Below are 22,425 nucleotides of genomic sequence, written 5' to 3'. Positions count from 1 at the left end.
CGGAGGGGCCGGGGAAGAGCGGCCTACCTCGCGTCATGGGAGGCTCCCGTCTTCAGGCGGCGCAAGAGGGTGGTGGGGCGGTGCTCTGCCGGGGCGTTCAGCCGCAGCTGCTCCTGTACGGCAAGCGTCTGGAGGGTGCGGGACATCTCCGCGGCCTTGCGCATCAGGGGCGTGCTGCCAAAGCTCCGGCCGCCGTCGCCGCCGTGGGTGAGGACGCGGGCGGTCTTCTCGTCGAAGGGCAGCTCCGCGAAGATCGGCAGCTGGAGTTCCTCGGCGAGATCGCGGGGGCGGAACGGTCCTTCTCCGACCACGACGAGCCCGATGCGGCTGCTGTCACGTCCGTGCATCTGCAGCGCGGCGCGCAGTGCCTCCACCCGGGGTTTGGCCGCGTGGGCGGCCCGCAGTGTGCCTCGGACGACGACGGCGGTCAGGTCCGCGCTGCGGGTCAGGGCGCTGGCCGCGCCCGCGGCCCCGGAACGTCCGAGGTCGACGAGTATGTCGTAGCCGCTCGCGCGCTGTTCGAGGTCGCTGAACAACTGGCTGAGCCGGGGCCAGGTCTGGTGCAGGCCGGCCGCCTGGGCGGGGCTGATCAGTCCGGGCAGCAGCAGCCGGTTGGCGTCGGTCTCCGGCTCGGAGAGGTTCAGCAGCTGCTGCCAGAACACCTCTTCGAGGTGGCCACGCCGGTCGGCGATCTGCAGATGGTGCAGGCCGCGGTCGCCGAAGACCCTCGACTCGAGGTAGCCGGCGGCCACCGACCCGCCGTCGGGGTCGCACTCGGCCAGCACGACCCGCCGTCCGCCGGCCAGCGGCCACGTCAGCAGGGCCGCGAGCGCGGTGGTGGTGGCGCCGGGACCGCCGCTGGCGCCGCAGAACGCGATGACAGCCACCTCAGCCCTCCGCCGGAACGATCACCAGGGAGACATCGCCGGACGCGGCCCAGGTGGCCAGCCGGGTTCCGTCGAGCTGACTGACGGCGAGATCGACCACGCGGTCGCCGGAATTGTCCGGACCGCCGACCTCGATGACCGTTGCCTGCAGCGTCTGCCCGGCCGTGTTGTCGTCGGAGGATCCGGTCACCGGCTCCTTGGGCGTGTGGATCACCTTGACCTTCTGCCCGGGGCTCAGCCGGGTCGCAGGCAGCCGGGCGGGCGTGAGCGAGACCCCCACGAGCTGCTCGCCGGCCTGGACCAGAGGCTCGTCGGTGACCGACGAAGGAGTCAGCAGGCTGCCGCGGGACAGGCCCACCGTGGTGCGCTTGCCGATCAACTTCTTCAGATCCCCTGCCGGAACCGGCTTGAGGGCCGGATCGGTGGCGATCTGCGCCTCAATGAGGTCCTCGGCCTTCAGCTCGGCGCCCATGGGCACGTCCCGGGCGACCGCGATGACCGGCTCACGGTGGCTGGTCACCGTGTACAGCCAGCCGCCTGCTGCTCCGCACACGCAGATCACGGCCGTGCCCAGCGCGATCCAGCTGGACCTGCGCCGGCGGACGACGGGCTGGCGCACCAGCGGCTGCGGAGCCGGGGCCGGGTGCGCGGTGTCGGGGGCTGACGGGCTGGGTGCGGTGCTCATGAACGGCTTCCTTCGCGGTGCGGGAGCATCAGGGCTTGGCGACGGCCTGGGCCTCGCCGATGGTGATCTGGGCGGGCTCGGCCTCCCGCGTGGTGGTGATGTCGCCCTCCTGGCCGCCGCCGGCCCAGTGGACGGTCCAGGTCGTGATGGCCGTGATGGTGAACGCCTTGCCGGGCTGGGAGCTGGATGTCTTGGTGTAGCGGTAGCCGCAGTCGGGACTGGGCTGCCCGCCGAAACGCTTCTCATACGGCGTGCCCGCGGTGGTGCACACCTCGGAGCCGCCGTCGCCCATCGTGTACGCGATCTTCTTCACGTTGGCGGTCGCGGTGACGGTGATCCCCGGTGCGGACGCGCTGGCGGTCACCGGGCCCCAGGTACGGGGGGCCTTGGTGTTCCAGATCCACACCGGCATGCCGACCAGGCCGGTCTTGCCCGTCTTGGGGGCGCTGCCGATGTCGGCGCCCAGGAGCCGCATTTTTTTGATGGCTTCCTGGGCGAGCTCCTCGGCCGTGGGGCCTCCGCCGAAGCCCGGCGGCGGGTTCAGGCTCCAGGTGGAGCCACCCGCGAGTTCACGGCCGCCGCCAGGGCAGGTCACGTTGTAGACCTTGCCCTTGGCGCGCTCGGCGTCGGTGGCGGGTGCCGCGGTGCCCCATTCCCAGTCGGCGGCGTCCTTGGCCGGCTGCGGCTCGAGGATCTCCCAGTAGCACTGGCCGACCGGATTGAACCACCCCATGTCCGCGTCGTAGCAGGGGACTTCGCCGATGTTGTCCCACTCGATGTAGCACTTGGCGGAACCGCCGCCCCCGCCCGGATCCCCGGCGGGCTTCGGTTTCTCGCCCTTGCCTCCGCCCCCGCCACCTTCCGCGTTGATGTCGCAGTCGGGGACGAGCTCGGGGCATGTGACGCCTCCGCCGGGCTTGCCGCCGTCGGCGGCGGCCGGAGCGGCGGCAAGGCCCAGGTGGAGAGGAACGGCGACGGCGGCGGCCGCGAGGAGAGCCCCGCGGCCGCGCAGGCTCAGCATGTTGACCCCTTGTCTATCGTGGAATCGGTGATCATCCACCGGCCGCTGCCGAACTGGGCCTTGGACGTCTGCACCTTGCGCCGGTTGTCACCGTCGAGCTGGGACTTCTTGCCCGTCTTGCGGTTCTCGGGGACGAAGGTGCTGCTGTCGACGCAGTCGACGATCGTGGCGCTCTTCGACTCGCCGCCCAACGACAGCGTGACCGTCGGGTTGTCCTTCAGTTTCGGCTCGCCCTTCACCACCAGGTCGTTGTTCTGGTAGTAGAAGGCGGCCGCCCGGACCTTCGCCAGGGCCTTGTCGGCGGCGTACTTCTCCAGATCGGAGCCCTTGAACGAACCGCTTCCGTAGATCTTGACCTGTTCCTTCCACATGCCGTGGTAGGCCGCCAGTACCTGCTCCCGGGCCTCCTGCTCCGGGGCGGCAGACGGTGATGCGCTGGTGGTGGCGGGAGCGGACGGCTTCTTCGCGGCCGAGTCGCCCCCGCCTCCGCAGCCGGCCATGAGGATGACGGCGCTCAGACTCACTGCCACCGCGCTCGCGCGGGTCTTGGTGATCTTCGAAACGGTTGCCTTGACGGACGGTGCCATGGGCATATCCCCCTCAATCGTGGTCGTGACGGTGCACCGTCCGGCACACCCGGCTGCAGTCCGGGCCTACCCAGTCAGGCGCGTGCGAGCTAAGGAGCGTACGTGGTCAACCTGCGTACCGGCGTGGTCATTTCCCGCCGCGGGACTCGTCCGGGAGGCGCCGAGAGAGCGGTACGCCGCGTATGGACCGCCGAGCGGGCCACCACCTCGTAGGGCTTGCGGAGTGCCTCGGCAGCCTGCCGAAGGACCTGGGCCTCCGCAGCGGCGAGCCCGCGCTCGGTCCTGGACCAACGGGCCTGCGGCAGTCCCAGGAGGCGTGCGAGGTCGCCCTGCCTGAGGCCGGCCTCCACGCGGAGGCGCGCCAGATCTGCGGTGTCGACCGGTACGAGCAGCACGCGGACCTCCACGCCGAGCGCTCTCGCCAGCGCCGCCAGCGTGCTCAACTGCGGAGTTCGGCGACCGAGTTCGTACAAGCTGATGTGCGCAGCGCTCAGGCAGGGCTCGTGCCGGGACGCGGCCCGCGCCAGGCTCTCCCTCGACAGCTTCGCGCCTGTCCGTTCGCTCAGCAGTGAGGCCGGAGCAAAGTCGGTCACCCCACGACCGGCCACCGTCACGTCCTTCCCGGGCGAACACGGCCCCGGGGGTCGGCGCGCTCCCCATTTCCGTGGCCGGCACGGACGCATTTGAACGCATGGGACACCCCCCTCCGCTCGCAACAGCACAGCCTTCAACCACCGTCGCTGCTGTGAATCTGAGCGGTGATCACCCCGAATCTGACACCGGACCCCTGACCCGTCAAGATCGTTTTGTGCTGCTTTTTCCGTTTTAGTCCATCGAGTATTTGCCGACCGGCAACAGCCCCTGAATCGCGCGGACGTCACTTCGGAACTGCCGATGTCCGGGCCTCCCGGCGGCGCGCCGCGTGCCGCTTCACCGTGGAACCGGCCGCCGAGGCGCGCCGGTGTGCCGCCTCGACGACGGCGCACGAGGCGAGGAGCGCGTAGAGGCATGCGGCGACACCCGCGCAGAAGGCGCCGAGCGCGGCGGGCAGCACCACCAGGCGACCCCACGGCGCCGGCAGGTAGATCGTCGTCATCAGCGTGCCGACGAGGCTGACGGCGAGCAGAGTGAAGAACATGGCCCGCCCGATGGCGCGCGCCGTGGTCATCTCGGCGGACGGCCCTCCTGTGGCGCCGGCCCCGCGCCACAGCAGTCGGCGCACGCGTGCGACCCGGCCCCGCGCTGCGGAGACGACGACCTCAGAAACTGGCTTCATGTGAATCCCTCGGACGGTGGGTGGGTGCCCGCCCTGCCGGGAGCCAGGGACGTGGGCGTGGGCGAGCGGCCTGGTCAGGACGGCACCTATACGGCGACGGCCTCGGGGTGGCCCGCGGCCAGCGTGGGGTCCCGGGACTGGGCCAGCGCGAGCGCCGCCCGCGTCACGCCGCAGGTGATCCGGTGCACGCCGCCGCCGACCCCCCACTCCTGGCCACCCCGCTCGCCGGAACGTCGACGGGCTGCGCGGACCCGGGCCCGGTCACTGTGGTCACTTTGGCCTCCTTCGGGGGATCTTCAACGCCTATAGAGGTGTCGAGATCAGGCGGCGTGTGCCATAGCTGGCGGAACTTTTCCCGCGCGCGGCGCCCCGGGCCGACTTCACCAGCGATGTGTCCCGTCTCAGCCGGGCGCCCCCGGGCCAGGCGTCAACGTCGCAGCGGGTGAACCGGTGGTGCTGCGCCGGGCATCGCCCACCTTCCCCTAGGCTGTCCCGCGTGCCCGATTTGACTGAACAGCAGGCGAGTGAACTGGCCGTTGCCGCTGCTGCTGCCGCGCATTTCCCGCGCAGCGTGCCGTGAGTCCGCTGCTGTGCCGTATGGCTTCCGTGGACCCGGTGACGGGACGCGCCGCCAACACCGCGGTGCTGCTGGACCTGGTGCGCGCGACGAGGCCCACCTGCGTGCCGCGTTCGAGGTCGCCGGCCGCATGCTGGCCGGCGACGTCCGGCCCGACGGCCAGGTCGTCTCGGTGGGCAATGCCGCCGACGATCCGATGATGCTGTTGGCCAGCGACATCATCCAACTGTGCATGCGCGGAGAGCCAGATCTGGCCTGGGCCCAGGTCGAACCACTCCATCCCGCCAAGCGTGCCGCTGTCCTGTTCATCCTGGCCGCCTTGCTCAACTACCGGTTCGCCGTCCTCGACCCGCTCGTCCTGGCAGCCGGAGAGTAGAACCGCGACCACGGCTCGGCGCGCCAACGAAGCAGCCGACCAGGAAGCGCGGGATCGGTGCGACCGTGCCCTGATGCGCGCGGACGAGCTGCTGGATCTTGCTAGGGCCGGAGTGCTGGACGACCGTGTTCCGAGCGCACGGGAGGACGCAGCCGCCTGGCAGTGGCTGAGCGGGCACCCGCGGAACACTGTTGCTCGCGTGGCCGCCTGGATGGCACGTGCTGTGGCCAGCCGCACCGGGGCGATGACCGACCCGCTCACCCGGGCGGCGGCGCTCGATGTGCTGCCGCGGCGCGTGACTGCGCACGCCGCCCTTCCACGAGCCGGCGCAGACCCTCCATTACCCCGGAGTCGGCGCCGTCCAGGAGGATAGCCAGTTGAGGGAACAGCAGCAGGGCCACGACTTCGGTCGGGGCATAGAACCAGGCGCCGTCCGGAGGAAGTTCGCTGAATGCGGGCGCCTGGAGGGTCAGCCGTCCGTGCCGGTCGGAGTACACGGCCGGAGCCGCAGGGAGGGTGACGGTGCCGGCCCGGCCGATCGCCTCGACGATCCGTCCGCCGCGACCGCAACCCAGCGCGGTGGTCTTGCCGGCGGCGATCTGCCGTTGAAGGGTCTCGTGGGCCAACCCGTTGAGGGGGAAGGGGTACAGCCGTATTCGCTCGAACAGCGCGGCGTTCACCGTCCCGGTGATCTCCGGGGCGGTGTCGAGCAGGGTGACCGGCTTGACCGCGACGCTGGCGCCGGCCTTCGCCAGCACGACATCGCTGTCCAGCGCGCGCCGTACCACGGCCACCACGTCCGTGCGGACCGCGGACTCGGAGGGCTTCGCTCCCGAGGCTTGCGCCCAGCTCGCGGAGCCGACGGTGACGGTGACCTGGGCGGAGGCCTGGATGCGCTTGTGCGGTGCGGGGTTCACCCCTCCATGATCAGCTGTCCCGCTGACATTGTGGCGACCGGGCGCCTCTTCGTACGCCCCTGGCCCGGGATCCGTGCGGCGGGGCGGGGAGCCAGGGCTGCGGGTCGTGGTGTGGTAATCACTTCAGGCTTCCCTCGAACATGAGCTGGGACCCGCCCCGCTGTTCTGCCTGGACGGTCACGGGGCCCGGGACGGCTCGGGAGGGAACCGAGACGCGAACGGTGTCGGTAGCGGTCCGGTGCGGCGCGATGGGCGCGTCCTGGTACCCGAGGCCCGCGGAGACGGTGTCAGCGGTGGTGAGGTCTGCGCCGACGAGTACGCGCAAGGTCACGCCCATGCCGGCGCGGGGATCGTCATCGGTGTTGCGTACGGACAGCTCGAGGGTGGCGTCGCGTCGGCCGCCCTTGTCTCCGGCCAGCTGCAGCGGGGAGACCCGGACGCCATCGGATGACCACTGGCCCAGTGCGATCGCCGAGCCGGTGGCCGCGGTGTCCGCCGGCGTAGGGGTGGCACGGGTGGGGGAGCCGGGCAGCGTGCCCTCGAAGAACACGGTGTCGGCCTCGGCCAGTCCGGCCTGGGTCGCTTCCAGGGTGACGGTGGCCCGCTGGCTTGCGGTCTGCGGCGGAACGGCCACGCCGAGGTTGGCGGTGAAGGTGGCGCCTGGCTTGACCTTGGTGCCGGCGTCCGGCTTGGGGAAGTCGGCCAGGTTCTGATCGGTGAACGGCTTCGTCTCGAGGCCGAGTTCGCCGACTCGGACGGTCACCGCGGTCTCGGGCAGCAGCGCGATGTCGGATCCGATGTTGGTCAGGTCCACCTGTACGCGAGCGGGGGACCAGCCGGCGGGCAGCGAGCCGTCCGCCGGGGGAGTCGCCGTGTTCAGGGGGTGCACGGTTGCCTTCCACGCCTCGTCTCCAAGCTGCTGCTGGGAGCCGAGGGCGGCGATTCCGTCGGGCAGTCCGGCCGGGCTGGCCGCGGCGGGCCGGGAGGATCCTGCGTGGTCGCCGGCTGTTGCTGTGCCGTCCTGGCTGCATCCGGTGAGGACGAGGGCCAGGAGCGCCGCGGCGCATGTGCCGGCCAGGGTGGCGGTCTTCATTGTGAGCTCCGTTGATGTGGGCGGGGTTGGGGCTGTGGAAGGGATCATGCCAAAGCACGGGATCCGCTCGACGGGCCGTCCGCCCTGCATCAGTGCCGCACCGGCGAATGTGGCCGGAATCGGCCTACGGGGTGCGGGGCGGGACGGAGACGTCGGGTGGAGTGCCGGAGGACTTGCTGGAGATGGTGGCTCCTGTGGTGCGTGTGGTCCGGTTTTCCGTGAACAAGCGGCCGTGGGGGAGGTTGCGTGCCGTCTGCTTCCTCCCCCGCTCGGCCGGTGGCCTGAAGGGTCAGGGGGTGGCCGGGATGGCGACCAGGTAGTACTCGTTGCCGTCGTCGTCCGATACGAGCACGGGGTGCCCTTGGCCGACGGCGGCGAATACGCGGTCCTTGACGACGTCGGCGTGGTCGGCGGTCGTGAGGGGAGCCTTGAGACCGGACCGGACCGCCTCGTAGGTGGCGGGCTGGGGCCGGTACCGGTATCGCCCGCCCTTCACCTCGGTGATGGTCGCGATGATCTCTTCGTCGCTGATCGTGTCGTCGTAGCCGCGGAACCGGGCGAGCTGGCACGTGTTGACGGCGAGGATCTGGCGGTTGTGGTTGTTGCACAGCCTCCCGGGGGTCCCCGGGGGGTGGAAGTGAACAGCGGTGTCGATCGACGTGGGCAACGCAATCCTCCGTTTTCGGCGGCCAGTTGGTGCGCAGTGGGTGACGGTTACGCTCTGGCTCGGGCCGGGTCGATGACATACAGCCTACATGAGTAAATACAATTACGCAATATACGTTAGCCTTCTTCTGTCGCCGCGGGACTCGATCATTCACCCCCGGTGGGCGTCCGGCGAAAGACCGCTGCAGGCGGGACGGTGTGCCCGCTGCGGTGGCCCGTGAGGTTGGTGTCCAACGCTTCTCGTGGTGGGGTGTCAGGCGCGGGTGGGAGCGATGCAACGCCGGGCGGCGACCACGAGGCCGAAGACCAAGGCGAGACCCGCCAGATGGGAGCCGCCGAGGACTGCCTTGGCGGTGGCACCGGTGAGGTCCTGGTCGTGGGTGACGACCAGGCCGATGGCGTAGCAGGCGCCCCAGATGATCAGCATGGCCACCGCCAGGATGCCGGCGCGCACGCCGACGGCGAGCCAGTCCGGCCCCTTGGAGGGACCGATTTTGGTGTTGACGTGAGCAATGTGCGCGGCCAGGGCTTGCTCGCGGGTGCCCGTAGGATGGGGGGACATCCGGCCGCAGGAGCACCTGGCCCGGAAGCGGGCCGTGCCGGCAGCGGTGGACTCGTCCTCGGCGATGCCGAGCTGGGGCAGATGGCGGCCGTCGTCGATGGCGAATCGGTCGAGATCGAGCACATTGTTCCCCTTCATCAGTTCTGGGCGGTGGCGAGGCCGACGACCTTCGCCCATTGGGTGACCTGCTCGTTGGTCACGAGACAGGTGTTGAGCTCCCAGCTCGGGTGCCCCTGCGGCCGGATGTGGGTCAGGACTTCTGTCAGAGTCGCTTCGAGCTCCTTGATGCGGAGCTCTGCGGGCTCACTGGTCGTCATGATGTGTACCTCCATGAACAGGTACGCCGACCGTATCGAGGGCCGTCGGCGTGGTGGTTTGGGCTTCGCTGTCACCCTCCTCGCAGGCCGTCGCGGGTGACGGCAGACCGAGTTGTTCGGCCCGGGCCGCCACGAGTGCGTCGAGGTCCGGATACAGCTCCGGCCAGCTGGCGGGTGGATTGACGGCCTGCGGGGGCAACGCCTCGAAGGCGAGCGCGAGGCGGACGCCGAGGCGCTGCTCGCCGACCACGGCGAGGAATCCGGCGCACCACCGCATGGCGTGCGCCGTGCCGGGCTGGTCGCGGTGGCAGGCGACGATGGGCGCGTCCACGGGCGCCTCGGCTCCGGGGCGCCCGTGGGCCCGCCGGAGCATGTCCATGTCCTCGTCGCTGAATTCGGTCAGGTCGGTGCTGGTCAGCCAGGGGCACTTCGTGCAGGGACGTTTTCGGTGGTCGCGCTCTACCCCGGTCTCAAGGGGGAAGGTCCGCGTGCTCAGCCCGGACGGCGGCTCGGTCTTGGTTGTTGCGGCTGGCACGTGTCCCGCCTCGTTGAGCTCGTCGAGAGGGGAAGGGTGGTTCACGGGATCTCCTTGATGGTGATGTGTGACGCACCGTCCGGCTGTCGAAAGTCTGCCAGGGCGCGCTCGCCGGCGCTCGAACTATCAGCGGCCTGCGGCCGGGACAGGCCCGGCCGCAGCGTCTTAGCCCTGGGTGGCGGACCCGGCGGCGAGGAGCGCGCGCCCGACTCGGCCCTCGCTGATGCCGGGGACGCCGCCGAAGGCTCCGGCGAGGTAGCTGTCGGCCAGGTCCTCGCCCCTGCCCGGCTTCGCGTCGGTGAGCGGGTAGACCCCGGTCGAGCCGTCCCGGCCCCGCTCGGCGAGCCACACGTGGTGGGGCTCCAGGCTCTGACCGTGCCGTGCGCCGCCGAGAAGGGCGACCGCGTGGGACGTGCACAGTAACTGCGCGTGCCGGAGGTTGGACCACGAGGCGACGAAGAGCGTAGTGATCTCGGCGGTGAGCAGCGGGTGGATCGGGCTACCGAGGCCGTCGATGAGGATGACGCTGCCGTGCTCCAGTGCCCACAGAACGCGTTCCAGGACGAGCACCAGGGCGCGGGTGCCGGAGGACTCCATCGCCCAGTCCAGCAGTACCGATCGGCCTCCGGCGGCGGTGTGGGCGAGCTTGACCTCGCCGTCGGCCGGGTCTATCTCCACGGCGTCGACGCCGAGGTCGGCAGCTGCGAGCAACGGGCCGATCCGGCGGCGCAGTTCGGCCGACTCCCCGAGCCGGTCCCTGGCCCGCCCCTGCTGCTGCGCATCGCGGGGGGCGATGAGCAGCAGCTCGGTGCGGAAGAAGTCGTAGACCGTCCGGAAGGGGCCGACCTGGAGCAGCCCGCCCAGGGACAGAGCCAGGGTACGGTCGCTGCCGAGGTGTTCCAGCCGCCCAGTGTCCGGCGTGAGGCCGTGCCACCGATAGGCGCAGCTGCCCCGGTCGGTCCGTGCGGCATCCCGGTCGATCCAGGTCCGCAGTCCGTCGGCGGCCGTGACGCTGTGCAGCCACTCCCGCTCGATACCCCGGGCGCTGACGGCGAAGCCGTACGTCCACTGTTCGCCGTCGCGGACGAGCTCAATCTCGTACGTGCTGGGCTCAGCAGCGTCGTCCGGGCTCAGGGCGAAGGGCCGGTGAGCCGGTGAGACGGGGGCCGTCTGGCGGGTGTAGGAGCTCAGTACGGCCTCACGCATGTTCGCCAGCGCGCCGAGGACGGTGGAGGTCCCGGACGCGTTGGCCCCGAACAGTGCGGCGACAGCGGTGACGGTAAGCGGGCCGTGCGGGGCGTTCATGGGGAAGGTGCCCGTCTCCTCCGTCTTGCCGACGGTCAGGTCCAGCTCCTCGGTGCGCCGCGCCGAGCCGACATTGGTGATCCTGAAGGCCACCAGGTGCGTCCCGGGGTGGGGGAGGCTGAAGTCCGTGGTGCTTGCTGGTGTGGAGACGGTCATCTCGGGCCTCCCGTAACGGGGGCGGGCTCACGCCCCGGGCGATGCCCCAATCTTACGAAAGTAAATCCAACTAAGCAATATATCTTAATGGGGTTAGGTGCGCGGCCGCCGTGCGGGTTCTCCCGGGAGCGGGAAATGCATGCTCTCCACGTCGGCCACGGGCGGTTCGTCCTCCATGGGTCCGTGCTCCCACTATTCGAAGTCGTGCCGGGTTGGGGTGTCGTCGTTGTGGGCCGGCACCGGGATGATTACGCCGTGGCACCGGACGAAGCGCCGCCCGTCCCGGTAGCCGAAGCGGCCCCGCTCACCGCCGCTGACAGTGAAGAGTCCTGGGTAAGTCTTCCCGTTCTCCAGGACGAGCAGGCTCGTCGGCGGCAGGCGGCGCCACCTGCTGTAGCTCGACTCGCGCGACCAGTGGTCGCAGAACCAGCGCAGATCGCGGAGGGCAACGGCCTCCGCCGTCACGTGGAGGAACTCCACACTCCCATTCGTGCGCCCCTCGGCGCGGCTCATCGTCATGCCGCTCTCATCTCCTCGAATCGGCGGGTTTCGCGCGGGGGCATCAGGCGGCCGGGCCTCGCCAGTCGGCTCGCATCTCGTCCCATACGTGCCCGAGCCACCACAGCCGGGCCGGGTTCTTTCGCCAGTACTTCACGGCCAGGAGCCGGTACCGCCCAGGGCGCAACTGCCCCATCCGTACTGGGAGCGGCAGCGGAATGATTCTGCTCAGGGGGCGCTCGGTGTACTCGCGCGACGCGTTCCAGGCGTCCAGGTACGCGTCGCCGGTGGCGAACTTCGGGAAGGGGGTGATTCCGCGCCGGGAGCAGAAGCTCCTCCAGGCGTCCATGAAGGCCTGCTCATAGTCGTCGAAATCCTCACCATCGTGACGGGGTCGGAAGCGGAAGCGCAGCACGGTGTTCTCCAGAAAATGATCATGAGGGGCGCGGGTGTGCCGAGCCTTCTTCGGCGCCGGGCCATGGGTGCCTGAACGGCTGGCCGCACCAGCAGATGTGATGGCTGCCGAGGGGACTCGTGCGAGTTTCGGGGGCGCGGTTGTCGGGGTGCCGGATCCGGCGGTACTTGGCGGCGCGCGACTGCTCGGTGGCGGAGGCGGCGCGGGCCCGCTTCGGGAGCACTATCCGAAGTGCTCCCGTACGGCCTCGGGGTGCTCATGTTCGACCAGCCAGGCGCGCGCGGCCTCGGGGTCCATGGCCTCGTATACGAGCTGTGCGGGCGTGCAGTTGTTGTGCGCCAGAAACCACATCTGCTCCTGGGGGGCCCAGTAGAGGTACGGAGTCGCCTCCAGGCCGTCGGGGTCCTTCAGAACCCCTTCGAACTCCACCGCTTCACTGGACAAGAAGACGCCGTGCAGGAGACCGCCGGTGGCGGCATCCCGCACGACGTAGGGGATTTGCATGAGTGGTGCGCCTCCGGGGCGTGAATAGGCGGTCCGACGATTCACGGATCGCATGGGAGGTGGGTGGGTCGTAAGTAGCGCTGGCGGGAATCGAACCCAGCGACCCAGGACTTATAAGATCCGCGCTCTACCAACTGAGCTACAGCGCTGTGTGGTTGGACGGGCCGTATCCGATGGGGGGTACCGGATACGGCCCGTGCGAACGGCCGCTTCTCGCTCGCCGTTGACACAACTCTACAGTAGGAAATCCAATTAAGCAATATCTATCGGATGGGTCGGCCCCGTGCGGTTCTCCGCCACGGCGCGGCGCGCGCGGGAGGCCGGGACGCTCAGCCCTCGGCGCGCAGCCAGGGAGAGCGTCCGGCGAATCTCGGGTATCGCCTCCTAGCCGACCCGGCCACGGGGAGGCGCGGAGTCGTGCCTGCGGTTCCCTGGCCCCGGTGGCGTGGGGCACCGCGACCTCCAGGACCGCAGAGGCGTCGCCCCTGCTGCTAAGACTTGGTCTCAGAACTGCTCGGCTGGTTCTTATGGGGATGGGCTACTGCAACAAGTCGATCATGCTCGGTCGTGGACCAGCGCCTGGCGTTGAGCTGCGGGTCGCTATCCAAGTGGTGCGTTGTCGTCTCGGCGATGAGTTCCGCGAGCCCGCGGAGTCTGAACTGTCGGCCGGCGTAACCTCGCCACCGGTGTCCGGGGTCCGCGGACTGCCGCTCACCCTCGACGACTTCCTGCGCTGACGGCGGGATCCGGGAGTTCGGCGTTCGGTGATACGGGGTCAGGTGATACGGGATCCGGCGACACGGGATCCGGCGGCCCGGGGTCCTGTGGCGCCGGATACCGCACGGCTGCGGGAAAGCAGCGCAGCAGCGCGGCGAGCCGCTCGGTATCGCCCGCCACTTCCGTGTCTGCCCGCTCGACGGCGTCGTGCAGCGCCGCACCGGCGAACACCAGATCGCGCAATGTCGCCGCCTCCGGCACGGTCAGCCACGCATCGGGTTCGGCGTGCTCACCGCGGTCCAACTCGAGGCGTCCGCCCGCAACGGTGGCGCGGAACCGGTCGCCCGCGACGTCCAGCTGGCAGCGCAGCGACAGCTCACCCGCCAGTGCCGGATCGAATGTCGCGCGCAGGGCGAACAGCAGCGCGTCGACGCTCAGTTCCGCCGCGCCGTCCTCGGGCAGCGGTGCGCGGCTGCCCCAGTGGGCGAGCGCGCGGAGCACGGGCTCCAGTTCCTGCCCGCGCTCGGTGAGTTCATACACGGCGGCGGGCGCAGGCGGTCCCAGGCGCCTTCGCCGCACCAGGCCGTCGGCTTCAAGCTCGCGCAACCGCTGCGCGAGGACGTTCTGGCTCATCTGCGGCAGCCCGCGGTGCAGGTCGGAGTAGCGCTTCGGGCCGAAGACCAGCTCCCGCACGACGAGCAACGCCCACCGCTCGCCGACCGCGTTCAGCGCTCGCGCGATGCCGCAGGGGTCGTCGAACACCCGCTTCTTGCTCATGCACCCGAGTGTACTAGACAACAGGAGTGAATGCTCCTAAATTAGGAGTATGAATCGTCACCTGAGCCGACGGCACCGTCATCGGCTACACACGGCGCGGGTCAACATGCTCCGACGGTGACGACCACGCATCGAGATATGGAGAGAAGCAGTGAACGAGATGACACTTCGTGTGACGTCCGCCGACGGTACGAGGATCGCCTACGACCGGAAAGGCACTGGCCCGGCGGTGATCCTCGTCGGCGGCACCCTAGACGACGGCGCTGAGAACGCGCCGCTGGCCCGGCTCCTTGCCAACCATTTCACGGTCTACAACTACGCACGACGCGGCCGGGGCGACAGCGGCAATACACCGCCGTACGCCGTGGCGCGGGAGGTGGAAGACCTCGACGCGCTGATTGCGACAGCCGGCGGCTCAGCTCACTTGTACGGCGCCTCATCTGGCGGCGCCCTCGCGCTGGAGGCAGCAGCGGCAGGTTCGGCGATCGACAAGATCGCGGTGTGGGATGTGCCGTACGTGATCGGGGACGACCTGTGGCCGAGGTTCAACCAGTACCTCGCGGACACCCACGAGGCATACAAAGCCGGGCGGGACGAGGAGATGCTGGAACTGTTCATGAGGCTTACCGGCGGACCCGACGCGGACATCGCGGCTGGCAAACAGCACCCGTACTGGGCCTTGTCCGTCGCGCTCGCCCACACGCTCGTCAAGGACGCCATGGTCCTCAATGACTACAAGATCCCCACGAACCGACTTGCCCGCATCACTCAGTCGGTCCTGGTGACCACCGAGGGTCCGATCACCGAGCCCCAGATGGCGGGCCTCCCGACCGACTTCTTCGACCGCGCCGCGAACGCGGTAGCAGCCGCCACCCCCCAGACCGAACGACACACGCTCGACGGGCAAGGACACGTCGTCGCCCCCGAACTCATGGCCCGTGTACTGAAGACGTTCTTCGACCAGTAACCCGTCGACTGATCAGGTCGCGACCGTGGGTCGCTTCGGAACGCAGGCCCATCGGCCACGTCAGCATCGGTCGGTGAGCGGCGACTCCTGAGTTCCGGAGTCTCGCCGCGTGTTGGCGCGAACGCGATCTGCAGCCTGCGATCCCTTCCCCATGACGGGGGCTCCGATGACGCGGATCTTGCCGCGGGCTCGTCAACTGGGCAGCCAGCGCACGGACTCACCCCCGGGAAGTCGTCAACGACGCCAGCAGCGAACTAAGGACTCGCGCGGATAGGTGACCATCCGCCGGTCGGCGGGTTGGCTCGGTTTTCATACCGAGTGCGATCCATAGCCGACGACCGGGGAGGTCCCCACCATCATGCGCGCACTCGAACGCGAGGTTGTAGACGCCGTGTATGCGGCGATCGAGCCGCTCTTGCCCGAGCATCCGGCTGCCAGCGAGGTTCGGAGAACGACACTGGTAGCAGCAACATGAACGGCGTCCGCTGAGGAACCCCAATCGGACAGAAGCTGAGTCCGGGCGGCAACCCCGTCGAGCTGTACGCCAGGCTGACCTGCGTCGTCTCGGATACCTGGTGCGCATTGATTCTCAGTGACCGGGGGCTAACCGTGTCGTCGTTGCTCATGCGGCTGGGGTGACGGACGATGAGGATTCGGTTTGCAGCAGGCGCCGGAGGTTGATGATCGAGGCGGCGAGAGTCAGCAGCGGGCGTAGGGTGGCCTCGGTACGGTCGTAGCGCAGCCCGAGGCGTTTGAACCGCAACAGCCACGAGACCGTGCGCTCGACTACCCAGCGCACCCGGCCGAGCCGGGCGGGGTCTTCCACGCCGCGTCGGGCGATGCGGACACCGATTCCGCGGCGGTGCAGGTAGCTGCGGCAGCGGCGGTAGTCGTAGCCCTTGTCGGCATGCAGCTTGTCCGGGCGCCTGCGCGGTCGGCCACGACCATGGGGTACGCCCGGGTTGGTCTCCAACAGCGGGACGAACAGTTGGCTGTCGTGGGTATTGGCCGCCGAGGCAAGTACGTGCAGGGGAAGTCCGTTGCGGTCGCACAAGATGTGGTACTTCGAACCGGATTTGCCTCTATCGATAGGGCTCGGACCGGTAAGCTCGCCCCCCCTTTTCGCCCGGACGGCGACCGCGTCGACGCAACAGCGGGTCCAATCCAGCACCTCAGCCTCGCGGAGCTCGATCAAGATGACCTGGTGCAGCCGATCCCAAACCCCGGCATCCTGCCACTCCCGCAATCGTCGCCACGCGGTGTGTCCGGACCCGCAGCCCAACTTCTGAGGCAGGTCGCGCCAACGGCAACCGGTGCTGAGCACGAACACGATCCCTTCCAGCGCGGCACGATCATCGATCCGTGGCCTCCCCCCTGGACCCTTCGGAGGCGGCCGTTCCGGGATCAGTGGCTCTACCAGTTCCCAGAGCCGATCATCGATCAGGCTTTCCTGCCGTCTCGTCACCACATGCCCGACGATCCCCGCTCAGAGCCGATCCATCCGGGACCGACACACCATCAGTTCTGAGACCATGTCTAAGTGCGGCGCGAGGCGGACGGGATGCGCCGCCTTTCTCTGGTGACCTCCACTCCGACCCTGTACGCCCGGTATCGTCTCGAGGCGCGTCCGAGTGCCCCATGAACTGGGCAGCGCCAACAGGGAGTTCGGGTGACTGAGGTGCAGCCAAGCGAGCGGATGCGGGACCTGGGGGTGGTCCAATGCGGAGCCCCGATCCTCAATGAGCCGGCCCGCGCCCTCGAGTTGCCCGCCGAACGCGAGGCGTCCGAGGACGCCGTCGACCGGCTCTTCGCCGCGATGGAGCAGATCTCCCAGATCCATCCCTTCGCCAAGGGCATGGGCATCGCAGCCCCCCAAATCGGCATCGGCCGCGCCGCAGCCGTCGTCAGGCCACCCACCCCGGACGCCCCGGCCATCGTGCTGCTGAACCCCCGGATCATCGCCCGCGGACCGGAGTCGGACGAGCAGTACGAGGGCTGTCTGAGCTTCTTCGACGTGCGCGGCTTGGTGCCGCGCCCGCTGACGGTGACGGTGGAGGCCACGGTGCTCGACGGCAGCACCGTCACCGCCGTCTACGAACGCGGCCTCGCCCGGCTGATCCAGCACGAGATCGACCACCTCGACGGACTCCTGTACACGAGCCGCATGCGCCCCGGTGTAGCGCCACTGCCTGTGGCGGAGTATCGCCAGACCGGACACGCTTGGGCCTACGAGCGATAGTCCGGCGGCAGACAGGAGCGGTCCGGACAGCGTGGACGCGTCCATCAGACGAAGATCACGGGCAGGCCTTCGGCTCCGCACAGGGTCAACAGCGCCACCAGATCCCGGCCTGCTCGCCCGTTGTGGCTGTCGGGGCCCCACAGGAGCCCGTCGACGTCCTCGGCCGCGAGCGCGGTCAGTGCATCGTGCAGCACGGGGGCCAGCTCCCGAGCCTAGTCCGCTGAGATCTCACCGGAGTCGTCGGGGTGGTTCAGCAGATGCCGCAGCGGGCTGCTCTAGCTGGTCCAGGCGGTGTCCCCGCCGAAGCCCTGCATGCGCGGCAGATCGATGCCTACGTGTGCGGCGAGCCCGCGACGGAAGAGACGAAAACCGCCGTACGACCACTGCGGCCACGGGTCGCGGGGAAGTGGACCGGTCGAGCGTCCGGCTCGTAGCGAGAGCCCCATGGGGTTACTCCATTTCCTTCGGTGTGGGAGAGATGTACGGATGCGCGTCGTGCGGCCGGCCGGGCTGCCTGGTCGCTGCTCCGGCCGGCGGTGAAGGACCTCACCGGCCCAACGTCCCCTCTACCGAACTCCCTTGGGGCTCGTCCGGGGCCAGGGCCTGCGGGCACGCAGCGTCGTCGGCGCTCACCCGGGGAAGGCATTCGTGCCGGTCGGCCATGCGGTCGAGGCGGTCCAGCGTCCACCCCTGCCCGTCGAACCCGGCCTGCGTCGTGATGCCGCTGCACTGCTTGCAGCGGACCTCTTCGGCTACGACGGGAGGGGGGCCGCCGGGGGAGGAGATGACGACCTCGAAGTTGTCACGGGGCAATGCGCGTGGGGGAGCGGCCGCGGCGGTCTCGGCGCCGCCGGTGAGGAACTCCATGATCTCCCACGGCAACGCGATGTCGTGTCCCCGCTGGTGCACGCTGCGAACGGCGGCCCCCACCGCGTGGGTGGCGCCTCGGCGTAGCTCGCCGACCTCGGCGGTCAGACGCTCCACCTCGGCCTCCGCATCCAGCAGCCGGCGCAGTACGGGCCCCATGCGCTCTCCGCAGAAGGAGCGAAGGTTCTGGCAGTACCAGTCCTCCCGCTGTGAGGCGTGATCGTGCTGAGCGCAGTCACGGACAGAAACGGCGAGTACTTCAACCAGCCTGTCCTGTGCGGGCTTCGCGGCGCCGAGCAGGTCGGCGATCCGGCCACGCTGGTCGGCGTTCAGCGGACTGACGTTCATATGGATGCTCCTGGGCTGGTCAGGGGTACAGGGATGAGCAAGTGCGAGGTGAGGGGCGCCCCGTCAGGCAGGGACGCTCTTGGGGTAAGGCTGCGGCTTGAGCCCGATGACGGTCCGCGTCCGCTCGGCACGCGTGCGGCCCACCCGGAGGAGGTAACGATGATTTCCGGGGTGTGGCAGGCGCTCGGCACCGATCTGCGCGAGACTCTGGTCCAGCCATACGCCGAGCGGCTGACCGGCAGGCCGGGGCGGTGCGCCCAACCGTTCGAGACGGCGGGCGACACCGAGCGCCCCGGATTCCTGGCGCAGCAGCTTCGAGCGGGCACGCGCTGTCAACGTGGTCCCGTCCGGGAGGACGGTGAGCGTGCGCGCGGTGCCTCTTCCCGTGTATACGGCGGACAACGACTGATACACGATGCCCAAATGACCCCGCGTTTGGATGATTTTTCCGTTTTCGGTCAGGCGCCAGCGAGGAACCGGATCACTGAACATTACGGCGCCCTTCAACCCGTCGGCGGCAACGCGACGCAACGCGGCGGCGGTGAAGAAGCTCTCCCCGTTGCTGGGGACGGTCTCCGTCAGGACCAGGCGGGCGATCTCGGCGCTCTCGCGCAGCGGGACCAGGTGCGGGAAGGGGTTGGTGAGCACGCGCATGTTCATGGGGACGGCGAGCACCAGGACGCCGACCAGCGGTGAGCCGTCGACGGCGATGTCGTCCTCGTGGAGCTCGGCTTCCCGGTCCAGGAGGCCAAGACGGTGCAAAACGGCAGGCCATCCGGACAGGTAATGATGTCGTTGGACGAACGCCTTCGCGTCCGCCTCATCGATCTCGGTCACCTCGTACCGGTCGGCACGGAACCCTCCCTCGGAGACATGTCGCCATGTGGGCGTGCCGTACCGCCAGCGTTGGGTGAAGCCGCGGGAGTCGCCCGTCTGCATGGCGCTCCGGTCGGCCGCGGTCGGCATGATGGGGCCCGTCATCGCTGCCGCCGCTGGTCGTCGGCGATGTGGTCGAGCAGGTCCCGCCGCCACCACAGCGCGTGCCGCATGCAGTTGTTCTCGTGCTGGTGGGTGTCGCTGCACCCCGGCTCGTGGCGGCCTCCGTAGGACCAGGCGAGACTGTCGGCCGAGACCACGTTCTTGTACGCGATCCTCAGGCCCGCCTTCTTGAAGCCGAAGGCGTGAATCCGGATGCCGGCCTGCGCGAGGTCCGCCAGCAGCATCGTCGGAAGGTGCAGGCTCGGACGCCGACAGATACTGCCCACACCGACCAGGGGTTCTTGAGTGAGGTCCACGCCCGCCTTCTCGTACATGTCGATGCACCGGAAGTAGCTGGGATAGGTCCACCCCTGGATCACGGGGATGATCGGCAGGTCGGGGGCGATCGACCTCAGCTCGACGAAGTTCGCCACGGTCAGCGCGAGATGTTCCTTGAGCGTCTTGCCCGTCTTGCGGAGGACCTCCCATTCGCACATCCAGTCCTGCTGGGCTGCTGCGCGGAGTTGGCCCACCTCGTCGTGGTACCGGCGCACCGCGGCGGCGTAGTCGCGGGCTGACTGGCGCCATCCGCCGTGGAGCGACAGTTCGCTGAATCCGCCGCTGTCGAGGAACCAGCCGTGCCGGGCACGGGGCAATGACCGCCGGCCTGAGAGACGGGCGTGGGAGACGCACAGCGGGACGTCGGCGGTCTCCAGCCATCCCGGGTGGTGAGCGCCCAAGAAGAAGTCGAAGGGCGGCGCGGTTTCTGGTGCGGCGGTGGTCACGTGCGGTCTTTCGGGAGGATCTGGTCGGTGGGGTCGCGGTCGGGCCACGGCGCGGGCAGCGTGGGATCGCCGTCGCGCTCACGGGCCTTGTCCAGTGAGCCGGCGGCCCGCAGGCGGGGGACATGCGTCTCGGCGGCCTGGTGGCCGCTGGGCCTGCGGCACGGCCGGCCCGCGGGCTCGGCGCAACTGGGGCATCTGAGGGACAGAGGGCAGGTGTCGCCGTCGGTCAGGCCACCGCACCCGCACGGTGCCCCCAGCGGCGCCCCGGCCCGATCGGTGAGGACGCCGCTGGTTAGGAGCTCGGCATTCGGCCATGAGCGCGGGACGGGGCACGGGCTGGACCCGGGGGCGGCGGACTGGTTCACGCCGTACGGCCTCTGCTGTCGCGGAAGCCTGCGGGCCTGGGCCAGGTGACGGTGATGCCCAGGCTCTTCAGCAGAGGGTCCAGGTCGGGATCGGGGAGTTGGGGCAGGAGGAGGGTCTTGGCGAAAGCGCCGAGGAAGAGGCCGCTCAGATCGAGGAGCTCGCCGATGGCCTCGTGTATCGCCGAGCGCTCGGCGGTGCCCCGGCCGACGATGAGCCGATGCGTCGTGAGGTCGAGAAGGTCGACGGCGAGAGGATGCGGCTCGCCAGGCAACTCCAGTTGGCAGCGGATCAGTTCGTGCCCGAGACCGGCGAAGCGATCGTGGAAGAGGTGCAGCAGCCGCTCCGCCTTGGTGTCCTGCGGCGCGACCTTGAAGCCGGGGTGGGGGCGGAAGGGGCGGGTGAAGGGAACGGGGACGGACCGCGCGTGCCGCGCGAGCGGCCCGATCCGCGGGTCGCGGGTGGCCTTGGGAGGAGCGAGTGGGGCGAGCATGGAAAGCCAATCGGAGCGGTGACGGCGGGCGGGACGCCCGGCCACGCGGAGGCCGGGCGCACGGTGGGGTCAGCTGTCGGGGAGGACCATCCGCTGGGTACGTACGTCCCAGCGGCACTCGGAGTAGAGCCGGTTGATGTCGGGCATGGCGTCGGAGGCGTCGGCCGAGCAGCTCTCCCATCCGTTCGGGCCGATCCGGGAGTAGAACCCGTACTCGATGCACTCGGCATCGCCGGGCCACTGGCCCGACCAGGTAGTCCTGCACCGGTCGCCTCCGTGGCCGCAGCCGAAGCGCTGGAGGCCGGTGAAGGCGCACCGTGCGACGGTGCAGTGGTCCATGTGCAAGGACCCGACGGAGACGAGGCAGCGCGGACAGGGCCCGTTTGTGAAGCGGTTTTGTGCGGCGACGACCGCCAGATGCTGGAGGCGGGCGCCGATCCACCCGGCCTTGTGGTCGACCAGAGTCTTGGCCAGGACATGGGACAGGTTCAGCGGCCCGGTGACGACGATGTCGCCCGTCTCGGTGACGGCCAGTTCGACGGTGGTGTAGCTGGTGCCGGTGATCAGGTTGAACGTGTAGGGGCCGCTGGTGAGTTCGGCCCGGCTGGTGGTCACGAGGGGTTGGTCATTCTGGGACGGGGAACCGGCCGGATCAGGCGAGCGGAGGAGCGGGCATGGGCCCGAGGAGCGTGCCGTAGGTGTTCTCGAACGCCTCGGCGGTGCCGTCACAGCCGGTGCAGGAGTCACGGCCCGTGACGCATCCGTGCGCGCATGGGGTTCCGTACAGGCTGCTGCACATGGCCTTCACCGCGACGTCAGCGCGGTGGCCCGTCCAGGAGCGTCCGAGATCGGGACCGTTGGTGATCTCGGCGCGCGGACGGCCGTGTTCGTCCCGGCTCAACAGCACGTGACGGCTCTGGTGGTGGAAGAACAGCCCGGTGGGTGCGGTGTAGACGGTGCTGGGCGGGTGAATGCCGTGAACGCGATGGTCACGGCACAGGTCGTTCCACACGGCGTCCGCGTGTTCGGCAGCGCGGGACGCACCGGAGGCGGAGCCGAGGTAGAGCCGGGCCCCTTCATGCTCTGCGTGGATGCCGAGGCGTACATACAGCTGGAATCGGAGGCCGTACCAGGTGCCGTGGATGACCAGGTCATCGAAGGTCTCGGGGGTGGTGTGGGGCAGCCGGACCATTTCGACATAGGCGCGGCGGGAGGACGTGACACCGGCGATCCATCCGGTCGCCTTGCCATGTGCGTGGCCGTTGCCGATGACCTTCAACGCCGCGTCGGAGATCAGCAGACGCTCGCGCTGGCGAAGGCCCTGGGCGGCGGCATGGCCGTCCTCAGTGAGGAAGTAGTGGCCCTTGTCGTTCACGGTGGCGAGGCCGATGGACACCAGGCGCGCGCCGTCGGGGGCGTGGACGTTTCCGCTGGAGTTGCCGAGTGCGGCAAGCAGTGCGGAGTCCTCCAGGGCGTTGGCGTCGGTAGACGGCGCGGTGGGGGAGAGGGGCATG

General features: G+C 69.5%; 28 protein-coding genes and 1 tRNA gene. 3 read left to right on the top strand and 26 right to left on the bottom strand.

Going from position 1 to position 22,425, the window contains the following annotated elements:
* Nucleotides 1-23: 23 nt before the first annotated feature.
* From ACFYO5_RS34725 to ACFYO5_RS34700, 6 genes are all read right to left on the bottom strand, one after another.
* Complete coding sequence (locus ACFYO5_RS34725; RefSeq protein ID WP_388716749.1) at nt 24-887, bottom strand: hypothetical protein; 864 nt, start codon at nt 885-887, stop codon at nt 24-26.
* Nucleotide 888: 1 nt separating this feature from the next.
* On the bottom strand, nt 889-1,572 hold the full coding sequence (locus ACFYO5_RS34720; RefSeq protein ID WP_388716746.1) for an SAF domain-containing protein: 684 nt from the start codon (nt 1,570-1,572) through the stop codon (nt 889-891).
* Between the two features lie 28 nt (nt 1,573-1,600).
* On the bottom strand, nt 1,601-2,593 hold the full coding sequence (locus tag ACFYO5_RS34715) for a hypothetical protein (protein ID WP_388716743.1): 993 nt from the start codon (nt 2,591-2,593) through the stop codon (nt 1,601-1,603).
* The gene (locus tag ACFYO5_RS34710) at nt 2,587-3,180 is read right to left on the bottom strand and encodes a hypothetical protein (RefSeq protein WP_388716740.1); all 594 of its coding nucleotides are present in this window, start codon (nt 3,178-3,180) and stop codon (nt 2,587-2,589) included. The genes ACFYO5_RS34715 and ACFYO5_RS34710 overlap by 7 nt, the downstream gene beginning before the upstream one ends.
* Nucleotides 3,181-3,269: 89 nt before the next feature.
* Nucleotides 3,270-3,773: a helix-turn-helix domain-containing protein gene (locus ACFYO5_RS34705; protein ID WP_388716737.1), complete on the bottom strand. Its 504-nt coding sequence runs from the start codon at nt 3,771-3,773 to the stop codon at nt 3,270-3,272.
* Between the two features lie 284 nt (nt 3,774-4,057).
* Nucleotides 4,058-4,456 (bottom strand): hypothetical protein, encoded by a 399-nt coding sequence (locus ACFYO5_RS34700; protein ID WP_388716735.1) that lies wholly within the window; start codon nt 4,454-4,456, stop codon nt 4,058-4,060.
* A 524-nt stretch (nt 4,457-4,980) separates the two neighbouring features.
* Here ACFYO5_RS34700 and ACFYO5_RS34695 point away from each other — a divergent pair.
* Nucleotides 4,981-5,409, top strand: a complete 429-nt coding sequence (locus ACFYO5_RS34695; RefSeq protein ID WP_388716733.1) for a hypothetical protein — start codon at nt 4,981-4,983, stop codon at nt 5,407-5,409.
* Nucleotides 5,410-5,666: 257 nt separating this feature from the next.
* On the opposite strand, the gene ACFYO5_RS34690 is transcribed toward ACFYO5_RS34695, so the two are convergent.
* From ACFYO5_RS34690 to ACFYO5_RS34635, 12 genes are all read right to left on the bottom strand, one after another.
* A complete protein-coding gene (locus tag ACFYO5_RS34690) occupies nt 5,667-6,326 on the bottom strand; it encodes a hypothetical protein (RefSeq protein ID WP_388716730.1) in 660 nt (219 codons plus the stop codon).
* A gap of 118 nt (nt 6,327-6,444) precedes the next feature.
* Complete coding sequence (locus ACFYO5_RS34685) at nt 6,445-7,419, bottom strand: hypothetical protein (protein ID WP_388716727.1); 975 nt, start codon at nt 7,417-7,419, stop codon at nt 6,445-6,447.
* Between the two features lie 289 nt (nt 7,420-7,708).
* Nucleotides 7,709-8,086, bottom strand: coding sequence for a hypothetical protein (locus tag ACFYO5_RS34680; RefSeq protein WP_329156130.1), 378 nt, complete (start codon nt 8,084-8,086; stop codon nt 7,709-7,711).
* A 252-nt stretch (nt 8,087-8,338) separates the two neighbouring features.
* Nucleotides 8,339-8,770 carry a hypothetical protein gene (locus tag ACFYO5_RS34675; RefSeq protein ID WP_388716724.1) on the bottom strand — a complete coding sequence of 144 codons (432 nt, stop codon included), beginning with the start codon at nt 8,768-8,770 and terminating at the stop codon, nt 8,339-8,341.
* Nucleotides 8,771-8,784: 14 nt separating this feature from the next.
* Complete coding sequence (locus ACFYO5_RS34670; protein ID WP_388716721.1) at nt 8,785-8,964, bottom strand: hypothetical protein; 180 nt, start codon at nt 8,962-8,964, stop codon at nt 8,785-8,787.
* Nucleotides 8,951-9,499 (bottom strand): DUF6283 family protein, encoded by a 549-nt coding sequence (locus tag ACFYO5_RS34665; protein WP_388716719.1) that lies wholly within the window; start codon nt 9,497-9,499, stop codon nt 8,951-8,953. Before ACFYO5_RS34665 ends, ACFYO5_RS34670 begins: the two co-directional genes overlap by 14 nt.
* Nucleotides 9,500-9,664: 165 nt before the next feature.
* Complete coding sequence (locus tag ACFYO5_RS34660; RefSeq protein WP_388716717.1) at nt 9,665-10,960, bottom strand: ATP/GTP-binding protein; 1,296 nt, start codon at nt 10,958-10,960, stop codon at nt 9,665-9,667.
* A gap of 192 nt (nt 10,961-11,152) precedes the next feature.
* The gene (locus tag ACFYO5_RS34655; protein ID WP_388716714.1) at nt 11,153-11,479 is read right to left on the bottom strand and encodes a hypothetical protein; all 327 of its coding nucleotides are present in this window, start codon (nt 11,477-11,479) and stop codon (nt 11,153-11,155) included.
* A 43-nt stretch (nt 11,480-11,522) separates the two neighbouring features.
* Entirely contained in the window at nt 11,523-11,807 is a 285-nt protein-coding gene (locus ACFYO5_RS34650) for a hypothetical protein (RefSeq protein ID WP_388716711.1), read from the bottom strand.
* A 288-nt stretch (nt 11,808-12,095) separates the two neighbouring features.
* Complete coding sequence (locus ACFYO5_RS34645; protein WP_388716708.1) at nt 12,096-12,377, bottom strand: hypothetical protein; 282 nt, start codon at nt 12,375-12,377, stop codon at nt 12,096-12,098.
* Between the two features lie 75 nt (nt 12,378-12,452).
* A tRNA-Ile gene (locus ACFYO5_RS34640) sits at nt 12,453-12,526 on the bottom strand.
* A gap of 562 nt (nt 12,527-13,088) precedes the next feature.
* Nucleotides 13,089-13,871, bottom strand: a complete 783-nt coding sequence (locus ACFYO5_RS34635) for a winged helix-turn-helix transcriptional regulator (RefSeq protein WP_388716705.1) — start codon at nt 13,869-13,871, stop codon at nt 13,089-13,091.
* Nucleotides 13,872-14,031: 160 nt separating this feature from the next.
* On the opposite strand from ACFYO5_RS34635, the gene ACFYO5_RS34630 reads away from it, so the two are divergent.
* Complete coding sequence (locus ACFYO5_RS34630; RefSeq protein ID WP_266518875.1) at nt 14,032-14,838, top strand: alpha/beta fold hydrolase; 807 nt, start codon at nt 14,032-14,034, stop codon at nt 14,836-14,838.
* Between the two features lie 622 nt (nt 14,839-15,460).
* Here the strand turns inward: ACFYO5_RS34630 and ACFYO5_RS34625 are convergent.
* Nucleotides 15,461-16,303, bottom strand: a complete 843-nt coding sequence (locus tag ACFYO5_RS34625) for an IS5 family transposase (protein ID WP_388717171.1) — start codon at nt 16,301-16,303, stop codon at nt 15,461-15,463.
* Between the two features lie 204 nt (nt 16,304-16,507).
* Here ACFYO5_RS34625 and ACFYO5_RS34620 point away from each other — a divergent pair, with 204 nt between their 5' ends.
* Complete coding sequence (locus ACFYO5_RS34620; RefSeq protein ID WP_388716702.1) at nt 16,508-17,077, top strand: peptide deformylase; 570 nt, start codon at nt 16,508-16,510, stop codon at nt 17,075-17,077.
* A 44-nt stretch (nt 17,078-17,121) separates the two neighbouring features.
* Here the strand turns inward: ACFYO5_RS34620 and ACFYO5_RS34615 are convergent, their stop codons facing one another.
* The 7 genes from ACFYO5_RS34615 to ACFYO5_RS34585 form a co-directional block, all read right to left on the bottom strand.
* Nucleotides 17,122-17,271, bottom strand: coding sequence for a hypothetical protein (locus tag ACFYO5_RS34615; RefSeq protein WP_388716699.1), 150 nt, complete (start codon nt 17,269-17,271; stop codon nt 17,122-17,124).
* Between the two features lie 352 nt (nt 17,272-17,623).
* Nucleotides 17,624-18,292 carry a hypothetical protein gene (locus tag ACFYO5_RS34610; RefSeq protein ID WP_388716696.1) on the bottom strand — a complete coding sequence of 223 codons (669 nt, stop codon included), beginning with the start codon at nt 18,290-18,292 and terminating at the stop codon, nt 17,624-17,626.
* A gap of 63 nt (nt 18,293-18,355) precedes the next feature.
* Nucleotides 18,356-19,273 carry a hypothetical protein gene (locus tag ACFYO5_RS34605; RefSeq protein WP_388716692.1) on the bottom strand — a complete coding sequence of 306 codons (918 nt, stop codon included), beginning with the start codon at nt 19,271-19,273 and terminating at the stop codon, nt 18,356-18,358.
* A complete protein-coding gene (locus ACFYO5_RS34600; protein ID WP_388716689.1) occupies nt 19,270-20,055 on the bottom strand; it encodes a hypothetical protein in 786 nt (261 codons plus the stop codon). Before ACFYO5_RS34600 ends, ACFYO5_RS34605 begins: the two co-directional genes overlap by 4 nt.
* A 361-nt stretch (nt 20,056-20,416) precedes the next feature.
* Nucleotides 20,417-20,911, bottom strand: coding sequence for a hypothetical protein (locus ACFYO5_RS34595; protein ID WP_388716686.1), 495 nt, complete (start codon nt 20,909-20,911; stop codon nt 20,417-20,419).
* A 69-nt stretch (nt 20,912-20,980) separates the two neighbouring features.
* Nucleotides 20,981-21,526, bottom strand: a complete 546-nt coding sequence (locus tag ACFYO5_RS34590) for a hypothetical protein (protein WP_388716683.1) — start codon at nt 21,524-21,526, stop codon at nt 20,981-20,983.
* Between the two features lie 37 nt (nt 21,527-21,563).
* Nucleotides 21,564-22,424 (bottom strand): hypothetical protein, encoded by an 861-nt coding sequence (locus ACFYO5_RS34585; RefSeq protein ID WP_388716680.1) that lies wholly within the window; start codon nt 22,422-22,424, stop codon nt 21,564-21,566.
* Between the last annotated feature and the right edge of the window lies 1 nt (nt 22,425).

This window comes from Streptomyces sp. NPDC006259 (assembly GCF_042870975.1).
GTDB lineage: Bacteria > Actinomycetota > Actinomycetes > Streptomycetales > Streptomycetaceae > Streptomyces.
Note: the sequence above shows the minus strand (reverse complement) of the source record. Positions and strands in the feature narration are given on the sequence as shown.